Source organism: Halomonas sp. DP1Y21-3 (assembly GCF_019801245.1).
GTDB classification, from domain to species: domain Bacteria; phylum Pseudomonadota; class Gammaproteobacteria; order Pseudomonadales; family Halomonadaceae; genus Halomonas; species Halomonas litopenaei.
Genome location: NZ_JAHVJM010000015.1, coordinates 1 through 2,952, shown reverse-complemented (window position 1 = coordinate 2,952; position 2,952 = coordinate 1). Strand labels below are relative to the sequence as shown.

Sequence of the window (2,952 nt, the reverse complement as noted above, 5' to 3'; positions counted from 1 at the left end):
GTGCCAAGGCCTCGTCCTTGTAGACCTGGGAGTAACGGGTGCGAGTCTTCTTCATCGACGTTGCTTGCCTTGCCATGGGGTCACCTCGTTCAGTGTACTGCCTTAACGGGGTGTCCACTATTGGTGGGCAAGATCAGCACCTTACGGATTCAGTCAGTTGTTGCACTCAGAATTTGCGGCCAGGCGTTCTTCAGCAGTAAGGTGGTGGTAGCAATGCGTCATAGCGATAGCATACCTGATCGCCTGATCGACCAAGTGTTGCACTTGCTTATTGAGCCCGCCATTCAGGGCCACAAGTGCTTTATTGAAAAAATAAAAAATTTTATTATATTAATCGTATCGTATGAAATTAAAAATCGATCGTTAACCAACGAATACGACGAAATAAACAGAAAACACAGTTTATAGGTAAAAATCAAAAAACCATAAGGTAATTTGAAACTTGTTATCAATAAACATGTGCAACGTTATATAAAAAACAATTTCTACCTGAATTTTTTGTAAACAAACTTTTTTACAAATATTGGAGATGTCCTTAAAAAAACTTTAAGAATCAAATTTCTCAAAAACTCGAACCAAGATAAAAAACCTATTTTTTTCTGAAACAACAGTACATCAAATTCATGCTTTAAATAATCCAACCCTCTTCTGGCGTGTAGTTCTTGACCACATCTCATCTTAAGAAGCACACTTGGAAGGTTTGCAAGTCGATAGCCTTTTGACAACAATAGTGACCAAAGCGCATAGTCTTGCCCCTTCCTAATATCTGGATACCCTCCAGACTCAATAATAAATTGCTTTCTAAAGACTGCTGCAGGATGACTAAGAGGAGATCGCTTCTTTGCAAAAAGCATTATTTCCTCGTGATTACACGGAAGCTTTCTTACACCATGCACTTCACCAAGATTCAAGTTACATTCTTCAACTTGCGAACTTATTGCAACAATGTTTTCATTATTGCGCATAAAACAGATTTGCTTCTCGAACCGCAAAGGAAGTGAAACATCGTCTGAATCCATTCTAGCCACAATATCACAACGACATACTTCTAATCCAGCATTCAACGCCGATGCCAAACCTCCATTAGTAGGCAATTCAACAACAAAAAATATTGAATGCCCGATCTTTTTTCTCCAACGTTCTAATACATTGTTGATTTGCAGGGTAACCTCACCATCCTTCACAACGACAATTTGTTCAGGTCTTAGTGTTTGTCTATCCCAAATACTTGATATTGCATCATCCAAAAAACTAGAAGAGTCACTATAATGCACGGCCATTAAAACAGAAAAATCAGCACTCTTACTTTTGTAGCAACTCATAACTTCTACCATACTGAAAGGCCATTTCAACATCACTTAAAAACTTATTGTAAACATTCAAACACTGTACTGACACGCTACTATAATCTTTCTTTCTTAATTGCATAATGTTGTTTTTTAAATCTTCTATCTCTCCTTGTGCATAACTACACCCTACGGTTTCATCAAGCGAAAGAAGCTCCAAGTGTGGTGGTATATTTGAAAGCAAGAGTGGTAGACCGCAAGACATGGCTTCTATGGCTGCCATCGGTAAGCCTTCTGCCGACGAGCAAGAGCAAAAGTAGTTACTAACATTTAAATATTTAGATACGTCTTTAACACGACCAACAATCTTTATATTCTTACTTCTCGACGAAATCTTCTCCACTTCTTTCCTTAAAGGTCCATCCCCTAACATGATCAGAATATTTTCTGGATCATCTCCAAAAGCGGCCGTAAAACCAGAAATCAGTTCAAGTGGATTCTTACGTTCACTTAAGTGACCCGTCGCAATCCAAATCACACTATCTTGAGGCAAGCCTAGGCTCGTGCGAAATTCCTTCCTATATGATGTACTGCTATAACAATCCTTCTTTAGACTCTTAACCCCATTCAATATACATTCAGTTTTAAATATTTTAAATTTATTATTTAGATTCTCCTCAACAGATCTCGAAACACAAAAAACTTTATCCATTCCAGAAAAGGAAATATGCTGAACATGTGCCATGCCCCTCCCGACGAATTTACCGTAAGTTAACGGGAAATCTAACTGTGGGTAGTTATGGGCAGTTGAAACTTTAATCACTTTATCTTTTAACAAATAAGACAGAAGATCGGCACGTATTCCCTGAGTGTGCAAAATATCTATAGAAAGCTCCTTTAAATATTTTTTTATCGCACTCCTAGCTCTAAAAAAAGCTTCGATTCGATTCATGTTCAGGCTGACTACTTTAACACCTATATCTTCGAAGTCATGCCAGCGAGAATCTTTTTTCTCCGGAGATAGCGTCAGCACCGTAGCTTTGTATTTTCTTTTATTTAAACATGATATTAGGCTATATAGCTGATTGGTTGGTCCTGACCTAGAAAGCGTACTAGCTACATACAAAATGTTCACAGAATATTTAGCCCTTTTCAACTAACTAAAAACTTATCAACTAGAAAACAATTAAAAACCTTTGCCTTAGAAAATGATTAAAAGAGATCTATGAGACATATAATCTTAGTCCTTCGTAACTTCGTTACTTATGATATGCAACTACCTAAAACCTCTTGGCCGAAAAACTCTAAGTGCAACTCATGGCCGGATCGGTAAGGTGTTGTCCAATGATCTTATCTAATGAATATGGGCATTGGGCTATGCGGTCATTTAAGCTTCGTAGACTACTGGACTGATCATCCCAATGGCGCAGTGGCGGTGCTGTCGATTGAATGTACTTGAAGACCTGCCTTTGTATCGCATCCTTGGTCCCGAAGCGTTTGATCTTACCCAGCACTGGTGGACACAGGTCTAAGCGATCATTCGAGCCTCGAAGGCCTCTGGGCTGATCATCCCGATCGCGCTGTGCCGGCGTTGCCGGTTGTAGTCCAACTCAATGTCCTCGAACACCTGCCGTCGCATGGTTTCTCGGGTCGTGAGTCGCTCGCC

3 protein-coding genes are annotated in these 2,952 nt (G+C 39.5%); all 3 read right to left on the bottom strand.

Going from position 1 to position 2,952, the window contains the following annotated elements:
* Positions 1-485: 485 nt before the first annotated feature.
* Positions 486-1,322: a glycosyltransferase gene (locus tag KUV74_RS20710; RefSeq protein ID WP_222517280.1), complete on the bottom strand. Its 837-nt coding sequence runs from the start codon at positions 1,320-1,322 to the stop codon at positions 486-488.
* Complete coding sequence (locus tag KUV74_RS20705; RefSeq protein ID WP_222517279.1) at positions 1,303-2,421, bottom strand: glycosyltransferase family 4 protein; 1,119 nt, start codon at positions 2,419-2,421, stop codon at positions 1,303-1,305. Before KUV74_RS20705 ends, KUV74_RS20710 begins: the two co-directional genes overlap by 20 nt.
* A gap of 393 nt (positions 2,422-2,814) precedes the next feature.
* A partial coding sequence (locus KUV74_RS20700; RefSeq protein ID WP_409996597.1) for an IS3 family transposase occupies positions 2,815-2,952 on the bottom strand: 138 nt, incomplete at its 5' end.